The 26,113-nt window shown below is 42.0% G+C and carries 41 protein-coding genes; 5 read left to right on the top strand and 36 right to left on the bottom strand.

All coding sequences use genetic code 11. The annotated features are described in order from the left end of the window. Positions 1-6: 6 nt before the first annotated feature. The 12 genes from ACQKMP_RS15150 to ACQKMP_RS15095 all read right to left on the bottom strand — a co-directional run bounded on the left by ACQKMP_RS15150 (position 7) and on the right by ACQKMP_RS15095 (position 6,359). Positions 7-1,251 (bottom strand): PBSX family phage terminase large subunit, encoded by a 1,245-nt coding sequence (locus ACQKMP_RS15150; RefSeq protein WP_200870224.1) that lies wholly within the window; start codon positions 1,249-1,251, stop codon positions 7-9. Beyond that, positions 1,244-2,101, bottom strand: coding sequence for a terminase small subunit (locus ACQKMP_RS15145; RefSeq protein WP_427469682.1), 858 nt, complete (start codon positions 2,099-2,101; stop codon positions 1,244-1,246). Before ACQKMP_RS15145 ends, ACQKMP_RS15150 begins: the two co-directional genes overlap by 8 nt. A 65-nt stretch (positions 2,102-2,166) precedes the next feature. Beyond that, positions 2,167-2,394 carry a hypothetical protein gene (locus tag ACQKMP_RS15140; RefSeq protein WP_427469681.1) on the bottom strand — a complete coding sequence of 76 codons (228 nt, stop codon included), beginning with the start codon at positions 2,392-2,394 and terminating at the stop codon, positions 2,167-2,169. 73 nt (positions 2,395-2,467) lie between these two features. Next, the gene (locus ACQKMP_RS15135; protein ID WP_427469680.1) at positions 2,468-3,076 is read right to left on the bottom strand and encodes a hypothetical protein; all 609 of its coding nucleotides are present in this window, start codon (positions 3,074-3,076) and stop codon (positions 2,468-2,470) included. Between the two features lie 482 nt (positions 3,077-3,558). Beyond that, complete coding sequence (locus ACQKMP_RS15130) at positions 3,559-3,756, bottom strand: hypothetical protein (protein WP_427469679.1); 198 nt, start codon at positions 3,754-3,756, stop codon at positions 3,559-3,561. Positions 3,757-3,927: 171 nt separating this feature from the next. Continuing rightward, positions 3,928-4,452: a sigma factor-like helix-turn-helix DNA-binding protein gene (locus ACQKMP_RS15125; RefSeq protein ID WP_427469678.1), complete on the bottom strand. Its 525-nt coding sequence runs from the start codon at positions 4,450-4,452 to the stop codon at positions 3,928-3,930. Between the two features lie 44 nt (positions 4,453-4,496). Then, the gene (locus ACQKMP_RS15120; protein ID WP_427469677.1) at positions 4,497-4,718 is read right to left on the bottom strand and encodes a hypothetical protein; all 222 of its coding nucleotides are present in this window, start codon (positions 4,716-4,718) and stop codon (positions 4,497-4,499) included. Between the two features lie 13 nt (positions 4,719-4,731). Continuing rightward, positions 4,732-5,157 carry a YopX family protein gene (locus ACQKMP_RS15115; protein WP_339189771.1) on the bottom strand — a complete coding sequence of 142 codons (426 nt, stop codon included), beginning with the start codon at positions 5,155-5,157 and terminating at the stop codon, positions 4,732-4,734. Positions 5,158-5,192: 35 nt separating this feature from the next. Further along, positions 5,193-5,360, bottom strand: coding sequence for a hypothetical protein (locus ACQKMP_RS15110; RefSeq protein WP_427469676.1), 168 nt, complete (start codon positions 5,358-5,360; stop codon positions 5,193-5,195). A gap of 28 nt (positions 5,361-5,388) precedes the next feature. Next, positions 5,389-5,733 (bottom strand): hypothetical protein, encoded by a 345-nt coding sequence (locus tag ACQKMP_RS15105; RefSeq protein WP_339189767.1) that lies wholly within the window; start codon positions 5,731-5,733, stop codon positions 5,389-5,391. A gap of 3 nt (positions 5,734-5,736) precedes the next feature. After that, positions 5,737-6,174, bottom strand: a complete 438-nt coding sequence (locus ACQKMP_RS15100; RefSeq protein WP_427469675.1) for a hypothetical protein — start codon at positions 6,172-6,174, stop codon at positions 5,737-5,739. A 23-nt stretch (positions 6,175-6,197) separates the two neighbouring features. Then, entirely contained in the window at positions 6,198-6,359 is a 162-nt protein-coding gene (locus ACQKMP_RS15095) for a hypothetical protein (protein ID WP_427469674.1), read from the bottom strand. A 155-nt stretch (positions 6,360-6,514) separates the two neighbouring features. Here ACQKMP_RS15095 and ACQKMP_RS15090 point away from each other — a divergent pair, with 155 nt between their 5' ends. Then, on the top strand, positions 6,515-6,787 hold the full coding sequence (locus tag ACQKMP_RS15090) for a hypothetical protein (protein ID WP_427469673.1): 273 nt from the start codon (positions 6,515-6,517) through the stop codon (positions 6,785-6,787). Positions 6,788-7,114: 327 nt separating this feature from the next. Here ACQKMP_RS15090 and ACQKMP_RS15085 read toward each other — a convergent pair whose 3' ends face one another. Genes ACQKMP_RS15085 through ACQKMP_RS15070 form a run of 4 tightly spaced genes read right to left on the bottom strand, consistent with a single transcriptional unit; the run spans position 7,115 to position 9,807 of the window. Then, the gene (locus tag ACQKMP_RS15085) at positions 7,115-8,341 is read right to left on the bottom strand and encodes a phosphoadenosine phosphosulfate reductase family protein (RefSeq protein WP_427469672.1); all 1,227 of its coding nucleotides are present in this window, start codon (positions 8,339-8,341) and stop codon (positions 7,115-7,117) included. Between the two features lie 4 nt (positions 8,342-8,345). Beyond that, entirely contained in the window at positions 8,346-8,735 is a 390-nt protein-coding gene (locus ACQKMP_RS15080; RefSeq protein WP_427469671.1) for a hypothetical protein, read from the bottom strand. Further along, a complete protein-coding gene (locus tag ACQKMP_RS15075; protein WP_427469670.1) occupies positions 8,732-9,226 on the bottom strand; it encodes a hypothetical protein in 495 nt (164 codons plus the stop codon). The genes ACQKMP_RS15080 and ACQKMP_RS15075 overlap by 4 nt, the downstream gene beginning before the upstream one ends. Before the next feature lie 17 nt (positions 9,227-9,243). After that, on the bottom strand, positions 9,244-9,807 hold the full coding sequence (locus ACQKMP_RS15070; protein ID WP_427469669.1) for a dUTP diphosphatase: 564 nt from the start codon (positions 9,805-9,807) through the stop codon (positions 9,244-9,246). A 53-nt stretch (positions 9,808-9,860) separates the two neighbouring features. Between ACQKMP_RS15070 and ACQKMP_RS15065 the strand changes: the two genes are divergently transcribed. After that, positions 9,861-10,025, top strand: coding sequence for a hypothetical protein (locus tag ACQKMP_RS15065; RefSeq protein WP_188114692.1), 165 nt, complete (start codon positions 9,861-9,863; stop codon positions 10,023-10,025). A 52-nt stretch (positions 10,026-10,077) separates the two neighbouring features. Here the strand turns inward: ACQKMP_RS15065 and ACQKMP_RS15060 are convergent, their stop codons facing one another. The 13 genes from ACQKMP_RS15060 to ACQKMP_RS15000 form a co-directional block, all read right to left on the bottom strand. After that, positions 10,078-10,344, bottom strand: coding sequence for a hypothetical protein (locus ACQKMP_RS15060; protein WP_405176318.1), 267 nt, complete (start codon positions 10,342-10,344; stop codon positions 10,078-10,080). A gap of 34 nt (positions 10,345-10,378) precedes the next feature. After that, a complete protein-coding gene (locus ACQKMP_RS15055) occupies positions 10,379-11,056 on the bottom strand; it encodes an HNH endonuclease (protein WP_427469668.1) in 678 nt (225 codons plus the stop codon). 200 nt (positions 11,057-11,256) lie between these two features. Continuing rightward, entirely contained in the window at positions 11,257-11,499 is a 243-nt protein-coding gene (locus ACQKMP_RS15050) for a hypothetical protein (RefSeq protein ID WP_427469667.1), read from the bottom strand. After that, positions 11,492-12,022, bottom strand: coding sequence for a Holliday junction resolvase RecU (locus tag ACQKMP_RS15045; RefSeq protein WP_427469666.1), 531 nt, complete (start codon positions 12,020-12,022; stop codon positions 11,492-11,494). Before ACQKMP_RS15045 ends, ACQKMP_RS15050 begins: the two co-directional genes overlap by 8 nt. Continuing rightward, positions 12,006-12,164: a hypothetical protein gene (locus tag ACQKMP_RS15040; RefSeq protein ID WP_427469665.1), complete on the bottom strand. Its 159-nt coding sequence runs from the start codon at positions 12,162-12,164 to the stop codon at positions 12,006-12,008. The genes ACQKMP_RS15045 and ACQKMP_RS15040 overlap by 17 nt, the downstream gene beginning before the upstream one ends. Further along, positions 12,161-12,421, bottom strand: coding sequence for a hypothetical protein (locus ACQKMP_RS15035; RefSeq protein WP_427469664.1), 261 nt, complete (start codon positions 12,419-12,421; stop codon positions 12,161-12,163). Before ACQKMP_RS15035 ends, ACQKMP_RS15040 begins: the two co-directional genes overlap by 4 nt. Positions 12,422-12,587: 166 nt before the next feature. Further along, positions 12,588-13,580 carry a Lin1244/Lin1753 domain-containing protein gene (locus ACQKMP_RS15030; RefSeq protein WP_427469663.1) on the bottom strand — a complete coding sequence of 331 codons (993 nt, stop codon included), beginning with the start codon at positions 13,578-13,580 and terminating at the stop codon, positions 12,588-12,590. Between the two features lie 18 nt (positions 13,581-13,598). After that, complete coding sequence (locus ACQKMP_RS15025) at positions 13,599-13,922, bottom strand: hypothetical protein (RefSeq protein ID WP_427469662.1); 324 nt, start codon at positions 13,920-13,922, stop codon at positions 13,599-13,601. Further along, complete coding sequence (locus ACQKMP_RS15020; protein WP_427469661.1) at positions 13,922-14,320, bottom strand: hypothetical protein; 399 nt, start codon at positions 14,318-14,320, stop codon at positions 13,922-13,924. The genes ACQKMP_RS15025 and ACQKMP_RS15020 overlap by 1 nt, the downstream gene beginning before the upstream one ends. A gap of 455 nt (positions 14,321-14,775) precedes the next feature. Further along, a complete protein-coding gene (locus ACQKMP_RS15015; RefSeq protein WP_427469660.1) occupies positions 14,776-15,003 on the bottom strand; it encodes a hypothetical protein in 228 nt (75 codons plus the stop codon). Continuing rightward, positions 15,000-15,743, bottom strand: coding sequence for a phage antirepressor KilAC domain-containing protein (locus ACQKMP_RS15010; protein ID WP_427469659.1), 744 nt, complete (start codon positions 15,741-15,743; stop codon positions 15,000-15,002). Before ACQKMP_RS15010 ends, ACQKMP_RS15015 begins: the two co-directional genes overlap by 4 nt. A gap of 274 nt (positions 15,744-16,017) precedes the next feature. Then, positions 16,018-16,296 (bottom strand): group-specific protein, encoded by a 279-nt coding sequence (locus ACQKMP_RS15005; RefSeq protein WP_427469658.1) that lies wholly within the window; start codon positions 16,294-16,296, stop codon positions 16,018-16,020. Between the two features lie 159 nt (positions 16,297-16,455). Then, entirely contained in the window at positions 16,456-16,641 is a 186-nt protein-coding gene (locus ACQKMP_RS15000; protein ID WP_427469657.1) for a helix-turn-helix domain-containing protein, read from the bottom strand. Between the two features lie 217 nt (positions 16,642-16,858). Here ACQKMP_RS15000 and ACQKMP_RS14995 point away from each other — a divergent pair, with 217 nt between their 5' ends. The 3 genes from ACQKMP_RS14995 to ACQKMP_RS14985 all read left to right on the top strand — a co-directional run bounded on the left by ACQKMP_RS14995 (position 16,859) and on the right by ACQKMP_RS14985 (position 18,979). Further along, a complete protein-coding gene (locus ACQKMP_RS14995) occupies positions 16,859-17,290 on the top strand; it encodes a helix-turn-helix domain-containing protein (protein WP_427469656.1) in 432 nt (143 codons plus the stop codon). Positions 17,291-17,310: 20 nt separating this feature from the next. Next, positions 17,311-17,772, top strand: coding sequence for an ImmA/IrrE family metallo-endopeptidase (locus ACQKMP_RS14990; RefSeq protein WP_427469655.1), 462 nt, complete (start codon positions 17,311-17,313; stop codon positions 17,770-17,772). Positions 17,773-17,845: 73 nt separating this feature from the next. Further along, positions 17,846-18,979 carry a tyrosine-type recombinase/integrase gene (locus ACQKMP_RS14985; RefSeq protein ID WP_427469654.1) on the top strand — a complete coding sequence of 378 codons (1,134 nt, stop codon included), beginning with the start codon at positions 17,846-17,848 and terminating at the stop codon, positions 18,977-18,979. A 118-nt stretch (positions 18,980-19,097) separates the two neighbouring features. Here ACQKMP_RS14985 and glnA read toward each other — a convergent pair whose 3' ends face one another. The 7 genes from glnA to ACQKMP_RS14950 form a co-directional block, all read right to left on the bottom strand. Further along, positions 19,098-20,426 carry a type I glutamate--ammonia ligase gene (gene glnA, locus ACQKMP_RS14980; protein WP_042128352.1) on the bottom strand — a complete coding sequence of 443 codons (1,329 nt, stop codon included), beginning with the start codon at positions 20,424-20,426 and terminating at the stop codon, positions 19,098-19,100. Positions 20,427-20,459: 33 nt separating this feature from the next. Then, positions 20,460-20,870, bottom strand: a complete 411-nt coding sequence (locus ACQKMP_RS14975; RefSeq protein ID WP_042128355.1) for a MerR family transcriptional regulator — start codon at positions 20,868-20,870, stop codon at positions 20,460-20,462. 83 nt (positions 20,871-20,953) lie between these two features. After that, the gene (locus ACQKMP_RS14970; RefSeq protein ID WP_042188884.1) at positions 20,954-22,207 is read right to left on the bottom strand and encodes an aminotransferase class I/II-fold pyridoxal phosphate-dependent enzyme; all 1,254 of its coding nucleotides are present in this window, start codon (positions 22,205-22,207) and stop codon (positions 20,954-20,956) included. Positions 22,208-22,340: 133 nt separating this feature from the next. Further along, positions 22,341-23,630, bottom strand: coding sequence for a GTPase HflX (hflX, locus tag ACQKMP_RS14965; RefSeq protein ID WP_042188885.1), 1,290 nt, complete (start codon positions 23,628-23,630; stop codon positions 22,341-22,343). Between the two features lie 40 nt (positions 23,631-23,670). Next, positions 23,671-24,636 (bottom strand): AAA family ATPase, encoded by a 966-nt coding sequence (locus ACQKMP_RS14960; protein WP_042188887.1) that lies wholly within the window; start codon positions 24,634-24,636, stop codon positions 23,671-23,673. A gap of 93 nt (positions 24,637-24,729) precedes the next feature. Further along, complete coding sequence (locus tag ACQKMP_RS14955) at positions 24,730-25,386, bottom strand: YdcF family protein (protein WP_340970217.1); 657 nt, start codon at positions 25,384-25,386, stop codon at positions 24,730-24,732. A gap of 4 nt (positions 25,387-25,390) precedes the next feature. Next, complete coding sequence (locus ACQKMP_RS14950; protein ID WP_042128364.1) at positions 25,391-25,945, bottom strand: DUF402 domain-containing protein; 555 nt, start codon at positions 25,943-25,945, stop codon at positions 25,391-25,393. Positions 25,946-26,113 lie beyond the last annotated feature (168 nt).

Raw genomic sequence — 26,113 nt, 5'->3', positions numbered from 1 at the left:
CTCTTATTAATCAAATGAGAATGCATCAGGCTTACGGATTTGTTCCATAGCATAACGCAACGCGTCCATAGCATGGTTAAAGTCATCAACTGGCTTTTTCGTGAACTTCCCAGCTTTATTCTGTTCCCATACATAACTTGATAGCTCTATACTGACATTAGGGCATTTGAATTTATGAACTATGATTTCATACTGTTGAATGGTCTGAATACCGACCTTGACGCTATCCCCACCCTTTTCAGCGGCTCTGATCCTACCAATCCCGAAACCACGAATTTCAGCAATGGATTTTGGCTCTGAGGAATCCGCAATAATACGCTCCTTTGAGTAGCCCTTTTCTTTCAGCATATCGGCAATATCATCGTTCAGCATGCCATGCTCATAGTGTTCATCGAAGATATATAGCTTCTTCTCCTCTTTGTTAACCAGAGCGCATACAAGAGCGGTAGGGTCATTCGTATAACCAAAGTCGAGTCCAAACACTGCCCTGTAACCCTTTTGCTTGGCAATAGCTCGGTAATCAAACTCTTCTTCCCGCCAGTCTTCATATATAGCACCCTCAGCAATACCCCAATCTCCGTCACCCTCTACCCTATGACGCTTTGGTTTATGCTTCTTCATCCACTCAAATAGTTTGCGGTCCTCGTCTCCCAGGAACTCATTACAGCGGTATGTTGTCGTATCCACGAATGTATCTGGGTTCTCGGTATCGAAGAAGCGATGTTTCAACCAATGCTTTTCATTCCATGGGTTAAAGGTTATCGTCAGTTGCTTATAGTACCCTTCTGGTAGTAGACCACGAATAGACATATCCACCTTATCGAAATCATCTTCATTAAGGATCTGATAGGCTTCTTCAAACCACGCCCAACACAAATAGCCGGTGTCCACCGTAATAGAGGTGATTGACATCGGATCATCAAGGCCGCGGAACAATATCTTTTGTCCTGTTGGCTTATATATGGCTTCTAACGGCACTTTCTTAAACTGCCACTTGTTACCCACTCCTAACCTATTAGCTGCCCATTTAAGCTGTGCCCAGGTAGAGTCTTTATGAGTATTGAACGTCTTACGCAGAACTAAAGTATTCGCTAATGGATATTCCATCATCTTTGCAATAATTGATAAAGCGGCTGTTACGCTTTTTTTCGAACCCCGACCGCCTTTGACTACTCGGTAACGTCCTTTAAAATGCCAAAACTTTGCGTATCCCTTGCCAACGGTCTCCTGTAAGCTGATAACCTTACTCATGGAGATCATCCTTTATGAATACGACCTCTGATTCTACCGTTTTACTGATAGCCGTAACCTCAAGCTGCATTTTCTGAACGCGAAGCTTAGTTTCTTCATCCATATAGCCTAGGTACTTCTCCAGCTCTTTCAGCGCTCGCATCTTATCATAAAACTTGATGCTTACACCATCACGGCCTTGCTTCACTTCACTAATTAGCGTACCGTCTACCTCATAAGCTGACTTAAAGTGGACAAAACTAACTGTTTTGGTTACCGGATCGCCCTCTTCATCATAAGTAGGTCCATCTATACCGATTACTGGTTCTTCCGTTGTACCGAAGTCTACATAATCAGTAGTGTCAGCAAAAGCTATTTTAAGGTACTCAGCTATGACTCGATGAACGCTCAGTCCGAGCTCACCAACCATCTGATCCTTCAACCTTGTGATTTCTGCCTGAATTTCAGGTTTCCTCAGGTTTTCCCATCCAATGGAATAAGCTGCTCTCTTTGAATAACCAGCAGCTAATGCCGCTCTAGTTGCGTTGAAGTCTCGCATATATTCAAGGACAAACATTCTTTGTTTATCAGTTAGCTCAGCTTCTTCTTCCGGCGGATCGCCCCGAGCTACTTCTTTATTCTGTTTATTGGACTTCTGCTTCTTTTGTTGTACAACACTCTTCTTTGACTGTTGTACAACGTTATTTGATGATTGTTGTACAACACTCCATTTATCACGCTGTTTCCAGACGGCTACCTTCTTTTCGTCAATGTCTAGTTGCTCGGCTATCTGCCTGTTTGTTATTTCCCCACCGTGTTCACGCCATATTTCTAGTGCGCGGTCCCGGTTTGGATCACGTGCTCTTGGCATTACATTATCACCACCCCCGAATAAAGATTTGTGCAAAAGAAAAAGCACCCGAAGGTGCTTGGCATTCAATCTCGCATTGCATGAGCTATGCAGTCACTACAAATGTATTCTTCATCATTTTCATAAAGAAGATTCGAACAATTTTCACATTGTTTCACATCAGTCTCAATGTCGCACTCTTTGCAGTGAAAGTTTGGTGAATCTCCCCATTTAACCCAAACAGTTCCCCCGCACTCTGGACATTCACGTTCATGCTCATCTTGTTCTATTTGTTTATTTTTGTGGTATCCCATTTTAATCCCCTCCCTTCGAAATAATAATTCGACATTTAGGGATTATTTTCCTGCTACTATTTACCCATGTACCTTACTTCTCCGTCACTTCTGCAGCTTTTGGAATATCCAATGAGGTATCATCATCCTCTACATTTGATGATGGTGTGATACTATCACCTTCACATCCCAAAGAATTGCCTTTGATTTTAATTAATTCCTCGTATGCGTCTAATGCTGTTTTTACTATTGAAGATTTTGCCTCGCGGTTTGACATATGCATAAGTATCGAAAAGTAAATAGCAATTAATATTATCACAGTGATAAACGTAGCAGCTATATTTTCATAAATGATGCCCATCTCATTTTCTTTGCTGAGAACAACTGCCGCGAAGCCAATAATTGCGGCTACTAGCATCGGAATAAACACGGAAAATAAATTAAGAGTTCTCTTTTTCCCAATCTCATCTGTACGAATGTAACCCCTTAAAACTATTCTTTGATCTAAACTCAACTCTTCTTCTTTTAACTGTTTTATTATCTTATCAAATTGTATATTTTCAGATCTAAACCATATTCCATTTTTAAGATTATCCTGATAATAATTATATAGACAATTTTCTTGACTTAGTATTTTGTCATTTTTTCTTAGGATAGATGGAATTGTCCATGGACCTAATATAATATAGTATATTTTTTTCATCCATCCACTATCACCTAAGTCCTTCCTTTGAACAATCTTAAAATTAACCCATACAGATCTGATATACGAACAGAACAACAAGAAAAATAAAAGAATCCAAAATATAATAATCTCCCCCTTAATACCATATTTCGACATTAGGAAAGATTTACCTGCAATAAAATAATACAGTATGTCGCTATCCCCACCATGGAAAGTAACGACATACCGTATGAGCAATCCATATACCGCGATAATGGGATTTGGGTCACCTTAACGATATACAATTGCTATCAAGGAATCCTCATTTATAGGTTCCTCCTATATATAGGTGGCAACCGTACGACAAAAAAAAGATACAACAATAGGGAAGTACGATTGACTACCTTCGTCGAATCAACCGATACTTCCCCTTTACGTCGGGTGTTATAGGTTCCGAATTGTTTTGATGGAGTCCCCATCACGACAACAGAGATCAAATTTTATAGGTGATGAGGGTTGCACTAGGCAACCCCTTTATCCATCCACTTACCGAAGGCGTAAGCTAACAAGATAATAACTATCTGTTCAACACACCATCGAATCCCCGTCCATAACTGTTCTTGAGTGATTACAATATGTAAAATACCGTAATGAATACCCAATAAAACAACAACTACGAACACAACTGCTACTGCAGCGATCAAAACAATTTTCTTCACCAATATAAACACCTCGTTAGATTTTTTCGACGCTTGTCGCGCTAACGGAGGTGCGCTTCCACGCGCTCTTTAGATGATGGCTGCCTCTAAGCCCACATCCCCACGTGTCCTTGCACAATTAATATAACATCAATCTATTTTTGTGACTATAACTTTTATTACCACAATATTCTACTTGTATAGAAAAATGCTTTCTCTTAAATCCCTTGATATTTTCTCCTGAGCGCGTTTAACATAGACTTCCACGCTGCTTTTATGAATAGTTAATAAATTTGCGATTTCTGAGAAAGAAAAACACTCGCCATGAGCTAGAACAAAACAATCACGTTCACGATTCGTAAGACGAGATAAAGCATCTTCAATTTGGAATCTTTCCCAATCATTAAGGTTGCTTGGGCTTCCAGCGCTACTATGTTGGACAAAGGACTGCATTCGAATAGGATCCATAAGTTTCTCTTTTTGATACGCCGCCCTCCGCTCAACCCCTCTCTTATTCCCTGGCCGCCGTCCTGTAGTCAGCCACTCAATCACAAATTCACAATCAGACTTCATTCCAGAAATGACCTTTTTATCATCAGCATCAGCCTTCCTATATGCTCGCTCCGCGCTTTTGAGGGAGAGTTGATAGTTAAGGGCAGTTGCTGGACCCAAGTCCGTTACCTTTAATACAGGAGCCTTACTATTCGCGATGTTCATCCTCATTCCCCTTTGTGGTATAATTTGGTCGAGGATAAAAGCTGCTATTGCCCTGATGCATCAGGGCTTTTTTCTGTGTAAATACCTTCCACCATCATAGAAAACATCTTCATGTTTGTGCTGATTGGATACTTGTTGTATGCATCCTTAAATCTAACCCAGGTCGGTCCCCACGCCAGTACATCTACAGGTAAGCCCGGGCTTGCAGTAAAGACAAACTGCTTATGGCCGGCTCTCAATGCATTTTGAGTGTCCTTATACCTCATCCTCTTCTCCCCCTTATACCTCTATTAGATCTGGATTCTCGTATATAGTTCCAATTACTTCAGCATTTTCGTTCTCAAAGTAAAGCATGGTGGAACCGTATGGATGATGACCGATAAGTTCTGCATTGTATTTCCCTTTGTCAAAGGTGACTTTATAATGTCGTATCACTTTTTCTTGAGACATTGGATTAATCCAACTTCCATCTAGGACATCCCCTTTGTATATCTCCCGTCCGTTCTTGTCTTTTAATCCGGTGTACTCACCCATTGACTTTAAATCGCATTTAACTGGAGAGCTTTCTGTGTAAAGAACCGCATAATCCTCAATGTTTTCACGCTGTTTGCATTCATCCGTTAGTCCATCTAAACACCAACCAAAACCATAATGCCACGACTTATTTTCTATACTATAGCCCCTATATTTAGGCTCTCTGATCACGGTGTATCGTCTCCTTTGATTGGGGTCTCAGCCCCCTAAATTGTCCGTTCATCAAACCAACGCATGCAGTATGCAATCCGACCAGCTATCCTTGTGACCTTGAACCACTTGTTTTGAGCATCAATCAGGATCACATCTTCCAAATTCGGTTTATAGCACAGTCCGCATATTTTGGTACCATCCTCCAGCTGTAGTCCAAACATGTGTGTCTCAGCCCCCTTATAAGTTCAGTCACTCCATTAGTTCTTGTGCGTACTGAAATTGCTCCTGTGTAATTTCAATGTTTACTGGTTCGTAATGTTCGCATACGGCTTCGAAGTCCAATGTTATAAACGGATCTGGTCCAAATTTTTCTATGAGCAATTGTTTCAGTGCGACATGCCATTTTTTATGTTCTTCAAAATCTTCAATAGTCGGAGCAAAATTATCTTTGCGGATAATCATGTAAGCGTTCTGTATATCATCCAAAGTAACGTCCAAGTTTTCATCTTCCCAATCTCCAACATCAACACTTGCAGCAAGATACCTTTCTGCATTCTCCTTGTTTCTCATTACCATAACCGGGACTCTATTCATGATCTATTCTCCCTCCTTGGGTGCTGGGGCTGCCGGAATCACGATTGGTGTCCAGTGCGTATGATAATCGGGCCAATCCATGTCCAACGGTGACCCACAGTATGGCGGTTCGTTAACCGGGAATGTCCACCAAAGTACATCTCCCAAGTCTTCATTCCATTCGTCTATTGGTCTTGCGGTAATCTCTGATGTGGGTGCTGGGGTATCTGGGTAAAGGGTGGACATAGCCTCTTGAAGAATGCCGTACATCATCGGAGCTGCGGTATCTCCACTCTGCCATAGGTGATATTCGTTCATTGCCATTTCAATAGTGTCTCTCAGCATCTTGGCTTCTTGGAGCCAATACCCCAAAGTTACCTCCGTTGGTTCATATTCAATGGATGGAGGAAATGGATTGTTACAGAGCATTTTGGCATGCTCGAAAATCTTGACTCTCTCCATATCCTTTTGCCAGTCCCTTTATGTCATTGGGCTTCCTCCCCTGAAACTATTGAAGCGAGTTTTCGCACAGATTCAGCTTCTTCTTTCGTATAAGCTCCTGTGTTGCCATAGTCAGCATCAAAACACGATTTCATGAGTCCAAATGCTTCAATATCAGCGTCTGATAGATAAACTCTTTTAGGCATGTTTATATCCTCCTTGTGGGAGAGGAGGGCTATTAACCCTCTCTGTCCCTTTATCTTCGAACTGCGTATTATAAAACAATATAAAAACCAAAGGTTTACTTTTGGTAAAACCAAAGGTATACTAAAGGTATCCTTTAGAGAAGAGAGTGATTCGAATGGCAAAAACTTTTTATCCCAAAATGTTTATTATGGTACCAGCTAGCACTCCGCCACATCCACCAAACACACAATATAAAGTTTCTATCGGTAATGAAATATGGGGTGATAAAGAAAATCCCGTAATCAAAGTTCAGATGGTGTATGATGGGGAAATCGCTGGTCGACGTAGTCCATCTTATCCTCTAGGTACTGATGATTTTCAAAGGGTTACGATAGCAGTTGAAAAATTGCTTTCAAAAATGCAGGATTCGGAGATAGAAGTGTTATAAACACTGGGGACCATTAGGTCCTTTTTTAATGCACAGTTTGCGTCTACTTCGTCATAACCTTTGGGAGAGGAGGGATACTCCTACTCCCTAAAAATAGAATGCGTTGTATCTGTTGTAACCCCCATTACTATGGTATATATTGAATTTATCTCACTTATTGGAAGGGCGTCTTAACATGACCAGAAACCAAAGTACATATCTGATAATTTGGCTATCTGCTGTAACATGCTTCGTGTCGATAACATCTCTAAATATCGTTCCCCGCACTATTTTGTTTGGACTGACAACTGTTGTTTGCACAGTAGGATACTTTAGACACAAAAATATCTAGTCATTAACCTGACATAAGTCAGGTTTTTTTATTTGTTCTATTGGTTCTGATGTGTCGTATAGATAGTTCCAAACTAGTTGATAACCCACCTGGAGCCCTCTGATCTTGGTTTCGTAAAATCTACCAACCTCAGCTGCATCCTCGACCCACGGACATTCCCGCAAGTCCTCCTCCCACTGTCGGTGAATCAATTCGTCTAATTCCTTGGAGTAAATGAGTTTCTGCGGTTCCACACCATGCATCCGAGCCAGTTCTTCGTTCTCTTGTTCCGCTTGTCTCACTGCCTCATACAATCGCATCCGCGCTTTTACTGTAAATGTGCCATGACCGTACTCCAACACCGTTCCATCTCGCTTACGTCCAGCCTTATTACGGGGATCTTTGTACATCTGAATCATGAGGTTTCTCAGTCCGACATAGGGCTGTAACCATGGATTGTGCTTTGCAAACTCTTGGCTGCTCTTATCGATGGTTACCACTGGGCAGATGATACAACCAGTACGTGCGCCACATGGATCATCGTTTTTCTCTCCAGACCCCGCCTTGCGTTGCCTTAATCCACATTCCCCAGTAGCCTCTTTGTATAGTTGACCCAACGCCTCTGCATCTCCCCAGGCCATGCCCTCGCGCACCAGGTAGCTCCACACATCGTCTAAAGTGAAGTTGACGATCGGCATGAATTCATTTGCACTGAAGTATTCTGACACCTGTCTGTTCTCGATGTTGTTTCGACGCTCTGCCGACTCGCTTAAACGAACCCCAGTAACAGTGAGCGCTGGTTTAATCGCCTTGTGTTCTTTCTGGGATGGCTCAATCTTCAGACGTTCCGTACACCAGCGGTTCATTCGGCTTTTGGGCAATGGATATCCACGGCCTAGTACCAGATACATGAAGCTCTTTTCGATCGGAGACGATACTTCAACTATTTTCACGGGCAGTTTATGATGGTCAATCAGCTTCTTAATCTTTATAAGTTCACTCTGTTTGAGTGGGTCTGTGACAAAATCAAGATGGGTCTGTGCAGTGGTAAGGTAAATCTCTCGAGTCAGCGATTCGGGTTTACTATTTTTTAATAACAGTAGTGATTTGAATAATTCCGATAAAGTGACTGAGCTGTCTTTACCTCCACTCCAAGCCACCACCCATGGTCCTGGTCTTGTTTCGTCGGTGTACGCTTTTAGAATTTGTCCAGTCGCTATGAAACTTTTTTGTTTATAGTCCATGGTGTCATTCCCCCTGTAGCGTGATATATGCCGCCTCTGCCCTCTCTCTGGGGCTGGCGGTGAGCATTGCTGCGGTCACTTCAACACTTACAGCGCTGTATTCTCCATCATCTTCACATTCCCCGTATATCACAGTGTTGAGATTGTGGATGTACGACTTGTAATCTACCTCTATAGCCTTTGTCTGTACCTCTAGGCTGGCAGCAGAGTCGTTACTGTAATCCGGCGCATACGACCACATTAATTCCTCAGACTCACCTGATGTTGCTTTTATTTTCCCGTCTTTCATTAATCGCCAAAGTCTGGTTACTGGTCCAATTTCTACTGTCCACCCCATCAACTCAGCCAGCGCCCGGTTAAGCTGCTGGTCTGTCTTATCCTTTACCTGTGTCATGCCTTGTCGCTCCCTTCCTTATTTCCTAAGGCTGCCAATCGACAAATAACAATATCTTCATCTTCGAACCTCTGAAAAAATTCATCCAGCGTACATTCATCAAGCTTGCCGTTTGCTCCAGCAGATGGTTCGGAAGTTATGACCATCTTTCCATCCATAACTACCGAATAACATTGGAATACTGTGGTGTTATTTTGAAGATAGTTCCAAACCTCTTCTTTGCTTGCCGTGAACATTTCGCAATCAGCTGTGTTAAAAATTCCATATTCTTTGGAATGTTGCCGGGCTATGGTCTGCTGTGCCTCTACTAACCTTTTTCGCAAATCCTTATTTGTGCCGTGAAGCGTATCATTTAGCTTTTTCTCAACTTCGGCGTTTTGTTGTGACTCTTCTAGAGCAGCCAGCAACTCATTTGCAGCAGATGGCGGTAATGCTCCAAGTTGGTGAATCATCGTCTTATACGCTTCTATCCGTTCTGGTGTCATTCTCATAATGGGTTCACCTTCCCTTAATATCCGCTGGATTGACGTTCATGGTTTACTTGGTTCTTGGCTACATAGGCTTTTGCAATCTGTTCGAAGGTAAATCCAAGGGCGTGACCAAGTTCAATGAAATTAAAGAACGCCACTCCCCATCTTTCATCCGGATTTAAATAATTTTCTGAATCAAGGATATTTCCAACCAAATTGTTTAAATCAATAAACTGATTTGTCAGCAATCTATGAGAAATCGTTGGTTGATAATCAGGAATATTTTTTACTTCAAGTTGCCGCGAGATAGAAAGGAAAAAGTGTAGGCAATCCACGTATTCTTCAATTAAAGGATAGGTTACATCTTCAAATGGTCCGCCCGGATCTGCAAAAGCAATCGACTTTTTCTCGTATCGCGGCTCCTGGTCTTTGCTCCAATGCTTGAATCCGCGCCATTCATTTGCCAGTTCTCCGATTTCTACCTGAAGCGCTAATATCGTATTAGGCAGCAGATCAACGCCTTCAAGCCCCTTTTCTTTGATGATTCGTGCATCCAATACTTTCTGCATTTCATACATTTGATCGAGTGTTAATGTGCTCATACTGGTTATGCCTCCCTATGGTATAATTCAGGAAATTACATCGAGGTGATTTAATGAATAAGAAGAAACCCTCATTGGCGATTAGTTTATTTATTTGCTTATGCTTTGGTCTTGCCTTTGGATTGTTTGTCCACAACATTGCAATAGGTGTTGGCTTAGGAATTGTTTTTGGCGTTTCCATGTATCAGAAAGGGAACAAAAAGCCACCTTCTGAATAACTCCTACTTGCACTTTGTGTATGCCTCTCCTATGGGCTATGCCGAATTTGATTTAAACTCCCAATTCCCGCATTTCTGCATCCTCTGTAGCATCCAACGTGATCGATGGCATTCCATCCCATAACTCTCTAATCTCATTAGCCTTAGAAACTACTGCTGCTTTTTGCTTTGGTGTTAATACAATATCCATAGCCTCTTGATAATGGTTTTCCGCTTTGGTATACGCCCTTGTATGAAGTACATTCATGTACTTCCAAAACTTATTGGTACTCAAGGATTTGATTCGCTGGAAGTGTCTGCGTTGTTCTGTTTCGGTCATTAAACTAACCACCTCTCATTGTTATATGAATTACTTAATCTTCAAATCGGTCATTAGGATGGTAAGATCCCTGTGCAGCATAGCCATTAAGAGCATCAGTAAACATTGCTGTGAAGGTATTTAGATCCTTAGTTTCTAATGATTCCAGAAATCTAATTTCTTTTGCTCGGAGATCCCTGCCAGCAGCCGTTATGATTAAATCTGCTAAAGGTTCAATCTGCTGCAGTCGTTCTTCTTTTGCCTTCTCTAATTCGATCTGCTTATTTAGCTTGTGATTGTGTTCGTCCCAGTCTTGTTCATCAAACCAAAAGTAATCACCGTACTTATTCCAAAATACTGAGATCCAGTATTGTAAGAGCTCTTCATCCGTTTGGATAATGTCATGACACACTCCACAAAGTCGTAAACCGTTTGTTTTAACTCCTCTGCCCTTGCGTCCTCGCGGCATGACGTGATGTGTTGTTGTATCAGGGGCTGTTTTACAATGTGAACATTTACCGTCAGCCTCTGTAATCAATTCCTTAACTACTGACGCTGGAAACTCACAGCGTTGTTTTGAACTTCTGCCAGGCTTATGATCCTCGAAAATCTTCTGTTTCAAAGGAGATACTTCTCTCTTTACCTTCTTACGCTGACCTAAGCTACTCGTCTTCTTGGGCTTTTCTTGCTTTTGTGGTTTCCAAAAAGTTTTATGAGGGGTCTCTTGTGCCATGCTACACCTCATCTCTCTTTGATTTTGTTTAGTAGGTTGTTCTAAAGATAATTGCTCAGCTTCCCACATACATTCAGTACAACGATATAAATCCGGGGTAACTTCCCTCATATCTGATCCACACTGGAGACATACCAGAATCATGATCCTCTCTCCGCTTCTACAAGTTCTGCTGGTGTAAGCTGGCTTGCATCAATCTGTTACTTATCACAAGCATACAAGGGAGCATAGCTGTAAGGTGGTATTGCGTTTCGTACATGAAGATAAGCAATAGGTTGTTCTGTAGCTTCCACATGAGCCTTAAGTTCAGCACATCGGTATTTGGGAAGGATCGCCCAGCCTTTCGAACGTTCCTGACGCCATCCGGGACTACCTGTGATATAAAGTGGTTTACCACATGCCGCGGCTTCGTCACGGGTTAACCACCCGTTTCTATCAGGCATTCATTTTACCTTCCGCGAACCAAACTCTATCAACTACAGCTAAGTAATCCAGCGGTACACGGCCTGTCCTAACTTCAAAAGCGTCAATCTCGAAGTTATCCAACGTCATGCTTTTGCGTCCGCCCCTGGAAGCCTCAACCTTGTATGCACGTAATGCTGTGAAGGGTAAAAGGTATGTTTTACGTTGTTTTCTAAACTCAACTAAAACAAAGCATAGAGCTCCAAACTTATGACACTTCTCTAAATGCTCGTACTGATGATCTTCAACCTTTTTCAGGTCAAATCTATCAAGGTCTTGGATTGACTTAGCTTCGAAAAAAACTGCTCTTCCACGATAAATCCCATCATAGTCAACAGTTGATTTTGCCTCAAAGAATCCAGAGAGCACCTTAGTTCCTTTGCTGCGTGTAACTTTTACTGGTGTTGAACGCTTATTGATAACAGCCAATTCTCTATGTTCATAGGATTCATTTGTAAAATTAATTAGGTTTTCAAAAGCTGCACCTCTATTTCCTTGAGCCATCTTTACCACCCTTTCTAGGAGTCCGCGGCGGATCAAGTACATAACGCTTATCATCAATCATTAGTACACTTGGAACATCCTTGTGAATTTTCACTACAGTTACTATCTTCTTATATTTCTTAGTGACCTCGTAATGTGTCATTTCAGTCCTTTCCTCCCTCTTGTCGGAGATTCTAATTCACGTTTCTCGGCTATTTGGTCAATCATGTCTTCAATCTTGGCCCGTACAACTTTTTGACTAGTTGATAACCCAACACCTGCAGTTGATGCCTCTGAGATAATTTTAGCTACGATATGATCAGCTGCCGCTAGATGTTCAAACAGTCGGTATTCCAAGGATTCAAAAATTCTATCAAATTCATTGAGCAAGTATTTTTCTCGTCTTTCAGCGGGAGTCATAGTCACCACACCTTTTCACGTTTGCGATCGACGAGCAGCATTATAAGTTTTTTTATTTTTTCTCGAGCTATGAGTTCTTTGGTAGCGTGGATCCGTATGTCATAGTCGAAAGAGTCATTGTTCCTTATCTGCAGAAGTTCAGTGTCCGTCTTCCAGTTTAGAAATTTCAACGCTGCTTCTCCTCCTCAGCTCGTTTTCTTTTTTCAAGAAGTTCAGCCATTGACTTCTCATGAAGTTCGATTTCCTCTTGAGTAGGAGGAGCAACAGGGTTCTTAGTAATTTCAATTTGTGGTTTCCCACTTTGTCCACCACGACCATTCCTATATCCATTACTAGAAGTACTACTTCGTGTATCTTTTTCCTTTGTCCATGGCTCGTCTATGCCATCGGATTTCCATCGTTTCAGAATGGCACGAACATAACTAAGATTTCGCTTGCCTGCAATTATCGAAGTTCGCATAGCCTCGCATAGCCATCTTTCACCATAGTCATTTATAAAATCATTAAGCTGATCAGATATCACAGAACTGATCGTGCCAAATCCTTCAGCTTCAAACATCCGGAACGGATTAACTGACAGTGGCACCACTATCTCTGTTGGTTTTATTTCATTTTCTTTTTCTTTACTTTCCTCTCCTTTACTTTCCTTTACTTTACTTTGTGTACTTTCTGCTGACACTTTCCCTTGTTTATCGGGATTAATGTAAACATTAACTGGCGTGCTTTCAGCACTGACGATCACGATTGAATGTGACACCTTCTTACTTTCTTCTAATGGATCTATGAGTAAATGACCCTCAAATAAAGTTACCTCTTTGCGTCTTTTTGCTGCCTCTATATACCTTTTCTGAAACCCTCTTGATGTCAACACCTTGTAATTCTTGTATACATTTTCGTTGAAGAATCCCCAGTTAATGCACTCATTTACGATCTCTCTTACAGTGTTAATGTCAGCATTAACCTTGCTGGAAAGGGCGTAGTGCTCACGCTCCTCCCATGGATAAAAGTATCCATTCCGGTAAATATTCATCATAATTTTCACGATAACTCCGAGTCCCTGCATTCCATATTTAGCTATTGGAACGATCAATTTATCATCCTGATCGAAATCAATGTCCAATGGGAAATAGTCTAGGCCTTCTTTTAATGGCCTTGCCATGATGTCAGACCCCTTTCATTAGCTTCCATCCATTGCACCAACCAGACACTTAAAATCGCAACACAGTCCAAAATGACCGTATTTGACTACTGCTTGTCCGACTATTATTCTTTTACGACACTTGGGGTTAATACAATTCCCGAGAGATTTGCGATTAGGTTTAGGTCGTTGTGTTTTATTGAGATCTTTCAAGTTCTGTCTTAACTCAGAAATTTCTCCTTCAATTTGAATCACACGATTCCGGTTAAGATTTGTTCCTCTATCCATTTCAGCCTTGAGAACTCTAATACGTCTCCTAATGGTCGTAACTTGTAAAGTCTTAATGGCAGATTCGTCTTTCATCAATCCCCGCCTCCTAAAGTGTTCATATCAACCCGCACCCTTAATCTTAGTTCGTAGATGTGTTCACAGAGAGATGAGAACTCATTCTTCCACATCATCTTTTCTTCAAGGGCTGTAGCTTCGACCATTCGTAATTCCTCGATAGCAAGATCGCCAGCTATCTCCTTCTCTCCGCGCTTTGCTTCCTTCCTAGCTTTGGCATAAGTGATTTTACGGGCTGCATAGATACGAGCATGCTCACCGTCTCTAAGAGCCGATACTCGTCCTATAAGCATATGAGCAGCTGTAAGCAGGCGTATTTTTCCCATGATTGCTCCAGGAGCATTGTCATCGTATGCGTCAGCCTGAGCACGCAATTTTCTGATATCCTTGATATACTGCTTGATATCAATCTCCATTAGACTCAACTCGATCTTTTATTAATTTGTTACCGAAGCAATGGTAGTTACAGAAATGACCTCCGAGGGACCATAGATGACTCTGTTTTTTGGGTATAATGCTCCCACAACCTCCGCACCTAAAATCGGTACTGTACCAGTATTTTGAAATTTCCCCATGAGATATCTGTCGCTCTAAATATGATCTTCTTCGTTTTTCTGGACTCTTGTCCCAAAATGCTTGATTCATTGTTTTTGAAACAAGGTTTAGAGACTCTTCTCGCATGTCCTTTAAATTTTTAAAATGATAAATCACTGCTTTCTCTTGCTCAGTAAATTCCATTCCATAAAGCAAAGGAGTGCTATACGTATGCTGATGAAGAACAGCTAAGACTGCTTTAAACAGACTTGTAGATTGGATAGAGATTTCGTGTTTATTGCGATTGTAATCCACCATAGGAATAGTCCAATGCTTATTATCCGACATTGCTTTTCCCTACACTTCCTGATAAACTGATCGTAATTGAATTTTGTAAGTTCGTGATCAGCCGACCGGCTCCTACCCCGGTGGGCTGTTTTTCATTTATCCGACTTGCGGTTGATACATACTGCTTACGATACCGTTCCCGAAGTTTAGTTGAAGGAGCCGTTTCAATAAGTTGCTGCAAGTTCCCACAGACTCTTATGCGTTGTTTTCTGTTCATGATAAATCTCCTTTGTATTTGTTGATAAAGTAACCAATTCCCTTACCCGTGATCTTAGGGGTACGAGTTACCTTCATTCCCTCACTGGCACTTCCACGCTGCCCAACTTTAATTTCCATAATCTGCAGTTGCATGGATCGTTGTGTTGGCATGTTGTATTCTGATCCGGACTTAATTAGATATCCTCGCTCTCTCAGTTCTTTAAAGAGTCTGATTTCTCCGATATTAATTCCATTCTGCTTTAGGATCTTGGCTAAATCAGCTATAAGCACTGAATCATTAGAAACCTCTAACGCCTCCGCAAAAACTACCTTTGGACGATCTTCTTCAACCTTAGCCTCCAGAGCTCGCCGTGCGACACGTTCTTCCTTTAGTTTTGTTGCTGCCTGTATCAGTAAATCAGGGTTTTCTAGAAGCTCATCGGCAGCATACATCCCAGTCCTTCTTATAGCGGGGAGTACATCATGTGTTATCCATCTTTTAAATGGTTTGGCTTCTGGCTTACGACTACCCAGGATCAATGAATATAAACCGGGCTCGTTTACGGTAAGCATTACTTGATCACCACCAAGGGTCTGTATTGAACGCAGCCCCTTTTCATCTTCGTCAAGTCGTCTAGTCTGCGTCTGGTCAACATCAATTGCAGTACATACGTCTTTTGCAACCCACCATGGTTGTCCATCGTGCATTATTACTCGAACTTCTTTCCCTGAAAAATTAAAAACTTGTAATTGCTTCATGGTGTCACTCCTTCCAGAGAGGTTATATACCTTACTTCTAAGTCATCTATGAGTGCTAACATATCAGGACGAGCGATATTGTAATTTCGGGCACGATTGACGAAGTCTTGTAATTGTTCCGGTGTGCAGCCACGATCTAAACAGTTTCGAAATAAAGCCGCAAGATCGGGGTATCTACGCTTCTTATTAATCAAAGAGTTTCTCCTTTCAGCTATAAACTTCTGTGATTATGGCGATGCTTAGCGGCAGCCAATCGTCATGTTTTTATCTTCATTCATTTATATTCTTCAAGCCATATTTCAAGAAATTGTCGTGATTCACGGACTGGATAATACCATTTCCCTCCTACCTTTCGTTTTGGGAACCTTGGATCAAAAAAGAAGGTCTCCTGAATAGTGCTCCAACTCATACATGTACGTTTCTTAAGCTCGGCTGAGTCCCAGAAAACAAATTCAGAATCGAACTCTTTCACACTCGTTGCAATTTGCTCACGGCATAATCGAAGCATTTCGTCTTTATCCACTTTTACATTCACTGTCAAAGGAATCGACATCGTTTCCCGCTCCTTTCTATTTAACTTAAGCTGAGTTTAGTAGTTAGTCATTTTAGACTAAGCGTTACAAATTCCAATTTTCCTTTAAGATCACATTCGGATATTAGCTGAGCCATCCTGAAAACTAAGTTAAATTTTGTTTTCTTCCTTCTATAATTCCTACGATAAAAAGTAATCTACTGTCACTCCGAAATATTCAGCCAAAAGTTTAAGCTTATCTATCTTGGGGCTATAGTTTCCTTGTTTCCAATTAGATAACGTTGCGGTAGATACACCCGTGTTCTTAGAAACTTGATAAGCTGATTTTCCAGAACTTTCTAATAAAACACGGAATTTTTCATACAAATTAAGCACCTCCAATCAAATAATCAGTTGACGAATAGCTAAGATTTCTTATATAATCATAGTGTCACCTAAACTAATAAAGAAATATAAGCTATTCGTTGTTTAATTAACTTAGTTTTCTAAGCTATGTTTGTATACTAGCATAGCTTTCTAAGTTAGTCAACTCAATTAGCTTAGTTTTCTAATTTTATTTTCAAGAAAACTAAGGAGGAAATTTATGTACGAGATATTTGAAGAACTATTAATGAAAAATAATGTGACACCATATCGTGTTGCAAAGGAAACTGGGATCACCACGGCAACATTCACAAGTTGGAAACAAGGTAAGTACACACCTAAGCAAGATAAACTTCAGAAGATAGCTGACTATTTTGGAGTAAATATCGAGTATTTAATGGGGACGGAGAAAGAATCTATTCCCGCTGAGAAAAAAAACTATTACTCTCTAACAGAAAATGATGAAAAAGACATTGCCAAAGACCTCGAACGATTATTGGCAGATCTTGAAAGCAACGAAGCATTAGCCTTCCACGGGGAGCCTATGGATGAGGAAACGAAGAGACTGTTTGCAATTTCATTGGAGAATTCTCTACGCTTAGGTAAAGAGTTGGCGAAGAAGAAATTCACTCCAATGAAATACCGCGAATAGTGCTTCATGGGGGATACAGAATGATCAAATCAACTGTAATCCGATTGACCAAGAAACATAAAACAAATGATCCATTCCAACTAGCTAAACAGATGGGGATTCCTGTATTACTAGAACCTTTAGGTGAAATGTTCGGTTACTACAATAAGGTTCTTCGTAACAAGATGATTCATATAAATGAGAACCTCCCGAGTCCTGATCGTCGCTATACATGTGCGCACGAACTTGGACATGCTATCTTGCATGCTGATGTTAATACACCATTTCTAAGAAAAAACACACTATTCTCAGTTGATCGTATTGAGCGAGAGGCTAATAGATTTGCAGTTGAATTATTGATTCCTGACGAAACGTTACTAAGCGGGCTTTCACTCAGCCAAGCCGCAGCCTTATGCGGAGTTCCTGACGAACTAGCCCGTTTAAAAGAAACATCGAAGACCTTGACCTTTTTGAAAGACGATCGCTCGTATCTTCACCTCTAACCTTCGCGCTTTCCAGCCGCAAGGCTGTTTACTATAAACAAAAATAGAACGTATGTTTGGAGGTTGTTAGTATATGGCAAGTATTAAGAAGCAGACAACAGGATGGGAATATCGAATTCGATACAAAGACCCAATCACTCAGAAATTTAAGGAGAAGTCACAACGAGGTTTCGATACAAAAAAGGAGGCACAAATTGCAGCTGTAGCTGCAGAAAGAAGAATGGCTGAAGGATATGAGCAGACAGACCTACCACTAATTGATTACCTTGAACAATTTGTGCAAGAATACAAAGTTGGTACTGTGCGGAGAAACACTTTACTTCAGCATCAAAACAACATTTCTAATCATATCAAACCATACTATCAAGCAATGATGCTTAAAGAAGTGAAGCCGATTGGTTATCAAAAATTCCTAAATCATCTTGCCGATCAAGGATACAGTAAAAGTACGATACAGATTATTCATAACACCATGAACGGTGCGCTAGAGAAAGCCGTAATTCTTGGAAAATTAGAAAAGAACCCTTGTAAAGGAGTTACTATTAAGGGGGGTGTTAAAACAAAGAGTTTAAAATATATCGAATCTGAAGACATTCCAGCCTTTTTACAAAATGCTCACCAATATGGTTACATTTACTGGATCTTTTATAAAGTCCTCATTGAGACAGGAATGCGTAAAGGTGAAGCCGCAGCACTAACTTGGGACGACATAGATTTGAAAGCCGGAACAATAAACATTTGTAAGACGTTAGATTTTTCAGCTGAGGATGAAGCAACTCTATTCGGAGATACAAAAACGTTTAATTCGCAACGAACGATAAAGATTAGTCAATCTATCATTAGCGATCTAAAACAACACATTAAATACCAGAACCAAAATAAATTAGCTTGGAAGGGTTCCTATAAACATAAGTTAAACTTAGTTCTTTGTAGAGATGATGGAAACTTCATGCCAAAGTCTTCTTTATTCAATTCCTTTTCGAGAATTTTGAAACGGATCGGTCACCCACCTATGCCGATTCACTCACTAAGACACACTCATGCAGTGTTACTACTAGAAGCAGGCAATGATATGAAGTATGTTCAGGAGCGACTCGGACACGGCAGTATTACAATTACATCTGATGTCTATTCTCACATTTCCAAGAAAATTGAAGAAAGTAGTATGGAAAAGTACGAAGCCCACATGAGATCTATCCTCGAATAGCACCCACTATTTATTTGTGGGCATTTTGTGGGCACCGGCATTACAGAGGTCCCTTACTACTCCCACGCCCACACACAAAAAAACCCTCAACGCCAAAGGCGTCAAGGGTTTGAACGTTCTAGTAAAGAGTCATGTATTGTGCTCTTTCCCACTCGTGAACTTGTGTGCGGTAGATATCCCATTCGATTTCTTTTAGCTCGTAGAAGTGAGCCAAAGCATGTTCGCCGAGAGCTTCGGTGATAACATGACTGCGGATCATTTCGCTAAGTGCTTCTTTCAAATCGGATGGCAAGCTTGGAATGCCTTCTTCGATGCGCTCTTCTTCAGACATCACATAGATGTTACGGTCAATCGGAGCTGGAAGATCAAGCTTACGTTTAATTCCGTCAAGACCTGCTTTCAACATAACAGCAAGTGCGAGGTAAGGGTTAGCTGCTGGATCCGGGTTACGAACCTCAACACGTGTGCTAAGACCTCTAGAAGCCGGAATACGAATCATTGGGCTACGGTTACTTGCAGACCAAGCTACGTAGCAAGGTGCTTCATAACCAGGAACAAGGCGTTTGTATGAGTTCACTGTTGGGTTAGTAATCGCTGCAAAAGCACGAGCGTGCTTCAAAATACCAGCCATGTAGTAACGTGCAGTTTTGCTCAGACCCAGCTTGTCGCTTTCGTCGTAGAACATGTTTTCTTTGCCTTTAAACAAGGATTGGTGAGCGTGCATACCAGATCCGTTGATACCGAACAATGGTTTAGGCATAAAAGTTGCATGCAGGCCGTGTTGACGGGCTACCGTTTTCACGACGAGCTTAAAGGTTTGAATTTGGTCAGCAGCAGTAATCGCGTCAGCATATTTAAAGTCAATTTCATGCTGGCCCGAAGCTACTTCATGGTGGGAAGCTTCGATTTCAAAGCCCATTTCTTCAAGGGTCAGTACGATTTCACGACGACAGTTTTCCCCTAAATCCGTTGGCGCTAAGTCAAAGTATCCACCTTGGTCGTTCAATTCCGTAGTAGGATTTCCTCTTTCGTCTGTCTTGAATAGGAAGAATTCAGGTTCTGGTCCAACGTTCATAGCTGTGAAACCCATTTCTTCAGCTTCCTTCAGACAACGTTTGAGGATACCACGCGGGTCTCCAGCAAAAGGTGTACCATCTGGCATGTAGACGTCACAAATCAGACGAGCTACACGACTATCAGTCACCCAAGGGAAGATTACCCATGTATCTAGGTCAGGGAAGAGATACATATCAGATTCTTCAATCCGTACGTATCCTTCGATGGAAGAACCATCAAACATCATTTTATTATCAAGCGCTTTTTCCAATTGGCTAACTGGAATCTCTACATTCTTGATAGTACCTAATAGATCCGTAAATTGCAGACGAATAAAACGAACATTCTCTTCCTTGGCAATGCGTAAAATATCCTCTTTAGAAAAGCTCATGTGATCCTCTCCCTTTCGAACTTCTATATATTATTATTTATTAAAAAACCGGGATAACTCACCTTGAATCAGAGACACTTGTCCCGGTCTTTTACCGGAAACTAGTTCTTGCTTCAGCATTCGGTGAAGCTGGGAATCGGATAACTCTCTACGTCTTACCTCTGTATCAGGGGTAATAACAGTAGCTTCCTCAGATTCCTTAGAGACAGGATTCATTACTTGCTTAATGCCAGCAATATTAACACCCTTCTCGATCAGAGCTTTAATTTCTAATAGGCGCTCAACATCATTAAAAGAGAACAAACGCTGATTCCCCGACGTACGTGCTGGTACGATCAGACTGTGCTGCTCATAATAACGAATTTGTCTCGCGGACAAATCAGTCAGCTTCATTACAATTCCAATAGGAAATAATGCCATATTTCTGCGGATTTCATCACCCATGACTCATCCAACCTTCCAATGATCTTTTTCTGATCTCATTGTACATTTCCTAATACAGCGTGTCAATGGTATGTGAGATATTCTTACAGCAATTTTCTTTCACGCATACTTTGAAGTGCCATCAAAACGCCATATTTAACATGTGAATAGGTTAACCCGCCTTGCATATAGCCAATATAAGGAGCCCGTATAGGCGCATCTGCAGATAACTCCAAGCTTCCACCTTGTATAAACGTACCTGCAGCCATAATAACAGGATGTTCATAACCTGGCATATCCCAAGGCTCTGGTACCACATGGCTGTCCACAGCCGCAGCGCGTTGTATGCCCTGAACAAAGGCAATTAAGTGTTCTGGTCCATCAAAGGAAACCGCCTGAATCAAATCTGTACGAGGCTCGTTCCAGGCTGGCTTTGTCTCAAACCCGCAACGCTGAAATACGGATGCAGCAAAAATACTCCCTTTTAAAGCTTGTCCGACCGTGTGTGGTGCCATAAATAACCCTTGGTAAAGCCCACGTGTTGTTCCTAACATAGCCCCTACTTCACCACCTATGCCAGGAGCGGTTAATCGATAAGCTGCCAATTCTACAAGATCCTGTCGGCCACAAATATAACCGCCTGTCTCAGCAATACCGCCACCCGGATTCTTAATTAACGATCCTGCTACTAGATCCACACCAACCTGTGGAGGCTCAAGATCTTCGGTAAACTCACCATAACAATTGTCTACGAAGACAATCACTTCCGGTTTCAACACCTTTACCCTCGAAGTCATTTCACCAATTTCAGCCACTGTGAAAGAAGCACGCCAATCATATCCTCGTGACCTTTGGATTCCAATCACTTTAGTATTTTCGTTAATAGCGAGAGCTACCTCATCCCAATCGATCTTGCCATCTGCAGTAAGAGCAACCTCCCGGTAAGTAATTCCGAAATCTGCGAGTGAACCTGTCCCATCCCCTGTGTGACCAATTACCTTATGTAAGGTATCGTACGGACGTCCTGTGATGTATAGCAGCTCATCTCCTGGACGCAGTACACCAAATAGGGCTGTTGATATGGTGTGTGTTCCTGAAGCGAAATGCGGGCGAACCAGAGCAGATTCCGCACCAAAAACGTCAGCATAGACAAGATCCAACACTTCACGGCCACGGTCATTATACGCATACCCCGTTGAACCGGCAAAGTGAAAATCACTGACTTGATGACGCTGGAACGCTTCTATAACCTTCCACTGATTCTTATCTACAATACGATCAAGGGCTTTGACAGCGCCTTCTATTTCAACTTCTGCGGCCTCTGCCGCGCTCAAAATATCCTCTGCAAAAACTACCATTCGTTCTTATTCGCTCCTTACATTTACTTGCCATCATAATGACAGAAAGCGGCAGTAAACTGACGCTTTCTAGATTAGCTATTATTTTATACCTATAAACGAAGCATTTCCACCTTAGGAATGACTGACAAGATTACTGCTGGTCCACAAAATCAGCAAGCATGTAACCCCATTTGTCATAATCCTCTTTATTAAGACGAACGTTATAGAGCACATCGTTCTCATCATATGTCGTTTCCAGAACCTCTCCCACCCTGTAGAGCAAGGAAGAAATGTCACCTCGGTCTCCGGGAATGCGGAAGTTGAGTGTGTCGCCAGCCAGTTCATCGGCGATCATTTCGGTAATCCGAGTTAAATCTTCAGGATTAAATGCACTGATCTTCAAGTACCCTGTACCTGTAGGCAACATTTCCAGTTGCTCAGGCTGACATAGATCAATTTTATTAAAAAGTACGATTTGCGGTGTACCAGATGCACCTAGATCCTGCAAGATGGATTGGACAATCTCCATCTGCTCCTCACGCATTGGTGAAGAGGCATCCACCACATGTAGCACCAAATTGGCCTCATTCACTTCCTCCAGCGTTGCACGGAAAGATGCGACAAGATCATGCGGAAGATTCTGAATGAAGCCTACAGTATCCGTCAGCACAACCTCTTTACCACCTGCTAGCTCAAGTACACGTGAAGTAGGGTCCAGTGTGGCAAACAACTGGTTTTCAATATAGACATCCGCATCGGTTAGTTGCTTAAGTAGCGTTGATTTCCCTGCATTCGTATACCCAACAAGTGCGACTTGCACTGCTCCCGCCTTGCGGCGACGCTCCCGATGTAGCTCACGAGTCTTAACAACCTCATCCAGCTGGCGTTTCAGCTCCGTAATCCGATCACGAATATGTCGGCGATCAGTTTCCAGCTTACTTTCACCCGGACCTCTGGTACCAATTCCGCCACCTAGTCTGGATAGGTTCTTCCCTTGGCCGGAAAGCCGGGGTAACAGATAGGACAATTGTGCCAGCTCTACCTGAATAATTCCTTCTCGCGTCTTCGCACGCCCCGCAAATATATCCAGAATAAGCTGCGTCCGGTCAATAATCTTAAGATCCAGAGCCTCCTCAAGGTTCCGTACTTGGGCTCCTGACAATTCTTGATCAAAGATAGCTGTATTAGCCCCGAGAGCATCAGCAGCCATCCGTAGCTCTTCTACTTTACCTTTACCAATAAACCATCTAGAATCAGGTGTTTCCTTGTTTTGACGCAGCACATCCAGAACTTCAACACCAGCCGTTTCGGCTAATTGCACTAATTCCTGTAGTGAAAGCTCTGGATCAATTCCGGTTCTTTTAATTTTATCTGTGACGAGACTTACCAATATCGCTCGATCTTGTACATCTGTTTCCGTATCATGCGTAGTTATTGCCATGTATGTCATGCTCCTTATGACGGTGATAGTATCCTGTAATTCATAATTTGAAATCCTCAGTTCGAAGCGTCATTAATTCCTGCTTGCCTGGGCTGGTACTTTCATACTGGTTTAACAGTCTGACAGCCTGACCCCGAACAGCTTTCTCAATGGCGTTGCGAACATACCTCGCATTACTGAAAGCATGAAGACTCTCCGTCTTCTCTACTAACAAATGCTGCTTTAACTTGAGTATCGCCTGTGGCATCAAAATATAGTCGCGATCTTTTGCCATCAGTTCAGCGATTTGCAGCAGTTGATCGATCGTATAATCAGGAAATTCCACTTGTATCGGAAACCGTGAAGGCAATCCGGGATTGCTCATCAAAAAATACTCCATCTCTCCAGAGTACCCCGCTAAGATAAGTATAAATTGACTGCGATGATCCTCCATGGCCTTGACGAGCGTATCAATCGCTTCTTTCCCAAAATCCTTTTCTCCACCCCGAGCAAGGCTATAAGCCTCATCGATAAACAAAATACCGCCCAAAGCCTTTTTTACCAGGTCGCGAGTCTTCTGTGCAGTATGACCGATGTATTCTCCTACAAGGTCGGCCCTCTCCACCTCAATAAGATGTCCTTTGGTCAGTACACCCATACGCTGGAACAGCTTAGCCACGATTCTAGCCACGGTTGTCTTGCCAGTTCCGGGATTCCCTTTAAAAACCATGTGATAAGCTTGCCCGCCGCTTGCAAGTCCTGCCTCAGTTCGCATTTGAGCAATTTGTAACAAGGCGTAGATTTCAAAGACTAGCTCTTTGATATTGTCCAGACCCACTAAACCTTCCAATTCTTGCGTTAACTCTTGGAATAGGCTAGTGTGGCCGTGATTTTTTGGAGGTACCGGCCGACTCTCTCCAGAAGGGTTAGTTATAGCCGGAGGCTCTTGACTCCGCAATACAATATTGATTTGTCGAGACGGTCTTTCTTCCTCCCGTCCACTGGCCGCTGCTACGCGTCCGCTCATCGGTATCACCTCATTATCCAGGGCTGACTTCTCTAATCAAGTCTATTCCAGTAAATGAAGTGTTATTAGAAGATTCGGGATTTTTTGGACAAATCACAGGAATAGCTGCTGAAGCTTCCATTTCGTATAGGCTAGAATCTCACGTGTTTTATGTCTTGTCATCGATAGAACGGTGGATTCTGTAAGTCCCAGCTCAGGATTCACATATCCAAGCTCGCCAGCAATTTCATGAGCCCGCCACCCATGATAAGTATGCGTAATGATTATTGTTGAGGACAAACCTTCTCGTGCCATAATCTCTTTACTAAACAAAAGATTCTCGTAAGTGCTGGTAGCTTCATTCTCTACGTAAATGGCGCTATCTGGCACTCCTTTAGCAACCAAATAATTACGCATTCCTTGAGCTTCTGTGTATTGTAAATCAGGTTTATCTAAACCACCAGATACAATAAGATGTGGGAACATCCCTTTTTGATAAAGCTTCAGTCCGTAATCCAGCCGTTCCTTAAGTCCTGGGCTAGGCTCATCCCCCCACATCGACATGCCAAGAATGATCCCAACATCCGCCTTTTGCATAGGATCTGTGGTGGCAGCTTTATTAATATTGTTTAACGCATAAGCACACCACAACAATCCAGCAATCACAATTATCGATAAAGCGATAAGCAACGTTCGTTTCGTCCAGAATCTGCGTTTTTTGGAAACAATCCGAATCGGGGAAGACCCTCTTCCGTAGACATACCATTCCATTTCTTTATTTCCTCCTGAATTCTCCATGATGAAATAATTCGGCACGATGCTTCAAAGATAGTGAGAAATAAGGGAAAGCATGAGCATCGATGCCGCGTAAAATAGTATTGGCTGTCTCCCAGGCGAGTTTATAATCACTCTCGGAAATATCTTCCCTCTCCAGCGCTTCCTCTAATTCATCCTCATCAAGCAAGAAAACCTCGCCGTTCCAAAGCACAACCACATCCAGATACAAATCATCAAACCATGGAACGCCTTGGTCTGTGACGCCCTGCACCTTGCAGGTGTCTATGTACCATTGAATGATATTTTGCCGTTCGTCGAACATAGCCGTCACAATATAGTGACTGTCTTTTGGGAAATATTGCAGCCAGGAATAACCTTTATCCGCAATACGATATGTATGCCGTCCATAGCTCTTCCACAGTGGTTCTTTCAGCCCGTAGATGGTATAAAGCGTAATATATCCGCTGAATTCCCGGCTCTCCACATAGCGGCAGGCAAAATGGCGACGCGTAATCCGGCGCCAGTTGGCCCGGTCTCCGAATTTACGTTTCATAGAAATTACCCTCTCCAGTATGGTTTCTTCAGCTTACCACATTTAGAGGATACACTCAAAACATCCCGCAAAATACAGCAAATTTTTATCACAGATTCGATTAGAAAAATATGGAGTTATAAAAGAAAGAAGCTGTCCCATAAGTAGCATTCACTACTTTTGAGACAG

The sequence above is a fragment of the Paenibacillus sp. NPDC101420 genome, from assembly GCF_050277435.1.
Lineage (GTDB): Bacteria > Bacillota > Bacilli > Paenibacillales > Paenibacillaceae > Paenibacillus_AQ.
Note: the sequence above shows the minus strand (reverse complement) of the source record. Positions and strands in the feature narration are given on the sequence as shown.